3 protein-coding genes are annotated in these 3754 nt (G+C 40.2%); all 3 read left to right on the forward strand.

The window, feature by feature from the left end; translation table 11 throughout:
• Window positions 1-296: 296 nt before the first annotated feature.
• Entirely contained in the window at window positions 297-935 is a 639-nt protein-coding gene (locus tag P9B04_RS16710; RefSeq protein ID WP_342056116.1) for a hypothetical protein, read from the forward strand.
• The gene (locus P9B04_RS16715) at window positions 935-1258 is read left to right on the forward strand and encodes a hypothetical protein (RefSeq protein ID WP_342056117.1); all 324 of its coding nucleotides are present in this window, start codon (window positions 935-937) and stop codon (window positions 1256-1258) included. Before P9B04_RS16710 ends, P9B04_RS16715 begins: the two co-directional genes overlap by 1 nt.
• On the forward strand, window positions 1206-3754 hold a 2549-nt coding region (locus P9B04_RS16720; RefSeq protein ID WP_342056118.1), incomplete at its 3' end, for an ATP-binding protein. The genes P9B04_RS16715 and P9B04_RS16720, both read left to right, overlap by 53 nt.

Raw genomic sequence — 3754 nt, forward strand, 5'->3', positions numbered from 1 at the left:
AGAAGATGTTTCGTTCGTTCCAATTGGTTGAGTAGAATTTTCATTAGCTGTGATAGAACTACATCCCCCTAATAAACCTACTACCATCACTAAATTTAACAGTTTCTTCATTATTTTCTTGATGATTTTTTTCAGATTCTAGAGCAAATTCTTCTCAACTTACCAACTGAATTCTTAAGAAAATAAAAAAAAACTCTTCATTTACATTTCTTTAGAAAAAAAGTGACTGAGGTTGGGTGACAGTTGATAAAAAACACGATATCTATAAAGTTAGTATTTCGTGTGAGGAAAAAATCATGACACTAACTTTAAGGCAAACACGGTCTTCTTTATGGAACAGATTACTCGATAAGCTCTCATTTTCTAGCTTACTTGCCATCAGTTCAGCCTCAATGTTTCTACACTTATGGCAGACTTTTATTGTCAAAGGAAGCTTAGATTTAAGTGCTTTATTTGTTTATTCGACATGGATGGCACTCATTACACTTTGCACTTTTTTATATTGGCAAGAAACACCCCGTCGTCAATTAAATCGACTACAAAATTGGCTATCAAAATATGGTTTAGCTCCTATAGCTTGGTTAGTTGGAACTGCTATCTTTCTTTTTGATAGTTATTCTCTTCCTGTGATGGCTCAAGCTGCCCCTGGTGGTGGTACGGGTCCTAGTGGTGCTGCCGCTGGTTTCTTTTTTACCAACATTCAAAATAAGGCAACTGGCATTTTTTCTGGTAGTCCTCAAGCCGCTACCATTAACCCAATCATCATTTTTGGATTTGGGGTTCTGCAAATCTTATTTATTATGTTTATTGCTTGGCAAGTTGCTAAAGTAATTGGAGCCGCCAGAGAAGAAGAGGATTGGAAACAAGTTGCTAAAACACCTTTAATTGTCGCTGCTGCGGTTATTGGTGGTGATTTCTCTGTGGGATTAGTTTAATGCCCACTTATCGTAATTTGGACAAAACGCCTCGGATATTTTTTCTCCCTGGCGACCAAATTTTCCCTTGGATAATTATTAGTCTTGTTAGTTATTTCCTGGTGAGAAAAGTCTTTGGACTTTCTTGGGTTTGGGTACTCACTGTTTCTGGTTGGGGGATCGGAACGTGGTGGGTCTTAACTTTCCAAGGAATGCACTATTTCTTCGGAAGATTAGTATCTTCTCCTCATTGGGTCAGAGCAATTGTTGAATATAAATCTGTGTTGAATCATGGTCAAAGTTGGAGTAAAAAAAGTCGTCGCTCCCGATGGCAAAAAGGTTAATTTAAAACCCTTTGAAGATAATTTCCACTTACTTACTTATCTTCAATATCTTGATGGTTTACAAGAGGCAGGTGCTACTTTTTTGAAAAAGCACGGTTCTGAAAATTATCGACTCACTTTTGGGTTTCACTGTTTAGGTATTAGTCCTATTCTTTCAGAAGACGAACTATTCAGTATTTTTGAGGGCTTAAAAGCCTTCAACGATCTTCCCATGAGTGAAACTTTAACCTTGCATTATGGCTCGTTTAATAACGATGAACAACGACAATTTGACTTAAAAAAACAGATGGATTCCGTTGAGTCTGACGAGTTGCGTTTGTTGTTGGGGGGAACCGCCAAACGCATCCGTGAGTTAACTAAAGCGGGAGTCAGAAAAAACATCTTTCTCAATGTGTACGTCACCTATACCGTTAGCCAGGGGGTTGAAGCTGGTCAAGGTGATTGGGCAGATCGGTGTTTAGCTGCTTTGGAAAAAGGTTGGTATCAACTTACGGGGGCTTATTCTGAGGTTAAATCTCGCGCCATTGAACAAATCATTTTAGAGGGATACTTGCGTGGTTTTACTCGTTGGCGACGTTGGCTATCTAATCAAATTGGTTTGAATATTACCCCAATGACTCTCGACGAAATGATTGATGCTGATTATCGACGCTTCAATCGGTTTCCTCGTTGTAGACCTATGCCTTACATCACTTGTGATGTTAAAACCCAACAATTAAGCGAGAAAACATCCACTTTAGATCCGAGGACTTTATTGCTTGCTGAGGAGGTTCCTGTTGCCGAACGCAACTTTATCAAAAACAAGGGGGAATACACAGGGGTTTTGGTGTTAGCTGATAAACCCGATGTTCCTTCAGATGATCCTGCTTCGTCTTTGTTTTATTTGCTAGATGTCTTATCTAAAGAGTCCGTCTATAATTTCGAGTTTTTCACGCAAATTAGAAGAGGGAATAATAAAATGCTCAAGGATAAGATGAATTCTGTCACAAAACAAGCTCAAAATGCCTCCTTAGAGGCAGCTAAAAGTGGCAATGTTGATGTGGGGGCATCCATTGCTGTCGAAGAAGCGGTCCAATCTCAAGCCACACTTTACCGACAAGCAGAACCATTCCATACCGGGACAGTGGTTCTTATCCATCGTCCCACCAAAAGGGGCTTAGATCGTGCTTGTGCTGATTTTCGCTCTTATTTTCGTCGGGATGGTTGGATGGTCAGAGAACTGGAATATGCTCATCGTATCTGGCTTGAAACCTTCCCTACTCTAATTTGGGAGAGTTTACTGGGTAAACCTTTTAACCGACATCGCACCTATGTTACTGAGGAATTACCTCGCATTTTACCTTTGGTGTTTAACCGTAGTCGCGCCAAAAAAGGCTTTGAGTTTATCTCCACCGAGGGCGGAACCCCTATTTTCTTCGATCTTTATCAGCGTCCCATTCGTACTGGGATTTGTGCTGCTTCTGAATCTGGTAAAACCATGTTGCTCTCGGATATCCTTGTGCAGAGTTTGCCTTATCAGATGGCTTCGACGGTCTTAGAAGTGCCTCGCGCTGATGGCACTGGTAGTTTTGATGCTTTGTGCGATTATCTCCCTGATTATTGTGCCTACGTCGATATTGGCAACTTTGATAAAGGGCTAAATATGTGCGAGCCTCCCGATTTACGAGGGTTTCCTGCCAAACAACAACGAGAGCGATTAGATGCCTTTAAAAAGGATTTGGTTGATCTTCTGGTCAATATGGTTTTAGGGTTTAAGCCCAATCCTGCACTCAACATTAACCCTGATTCTGTTCATTCTATCGTGGGTTTAGCGGTTACTGCTTTTTATGAGGATCTAGAAATTCGACAACGGTTTGCTATGGCTTTCCAAAAGGGATTTGGTTCTCTTGAATGGGCTAATATGCCTGTTTTTACCGATTTTATCCCTTTTTGCTCCCTTGAAAGACTTAGATTGCCCAATACTACTTCTGATATCCTCAAAACCCTAGATTACATTAAACTTCGCTTTAACTTTTGGCGGGAAAGTTCCCTCGGACAATTTTTGTCACGGGTTTCTTCCTTTCGCACTGATTCCCAAATTTTGATTTTGAGTTTGAGAGGACTCAATAATGAAACTGAAAGTGCTTTGTTAGGCTCTATTGCCTATAACAGTGCTGTTCGTCGCTCTCTTTCTTTTAGAGACAGTATCTTCATTGCTGATGAAGCCAATATCTTGTTTGATTTTGACCCTCTAGCTATACAAGTGGGTCGCTTCTTTGCCAATGGTCGTAAATCTGGCATTCGGGTTATTATTGCCGGTCAAGGTCTTGGTTCGATTAGTAAGTGTGCTGCTGCTGACAAAATTTTCGACAACATGGATATCAAATTGACCGGGAGAATTTTTCCTCAGTCTATTGATAACTATGTTCAAGTTTTCAAATATCCCTACGAATTGATTGCTGAAAATGCTTCTGAAAGGTATGGCATTAATAAATTTGAGCGGTATTCTCAATGGTT

The organism is Crocosphaera sp. Alani8 (assembly GCF_038442745.1).
In the GTDB taxonomy this organism is placed as follows: domain Bacteria; phylum Cyanobacteriota; class Cyanobacteriia; order Cyanobacteriales; family Microcystaceae; genus Crocosphaera.

Coding starts and splice junctions, on each gene's coding strand:
- P9B04_RS16710 (WP_342056116.1), top strand. CDS start 297: ATGACACTAACTTTAAGGCAAACACGGTCTTCTTTATGGAACAGATTA.
- P9B04_RS16715 (WP_342056117.1), top strand. CDS start 935: ATGCCCACTTATCGTAATTTGGACAAAACGCCTCGGATATTTTTTCTC.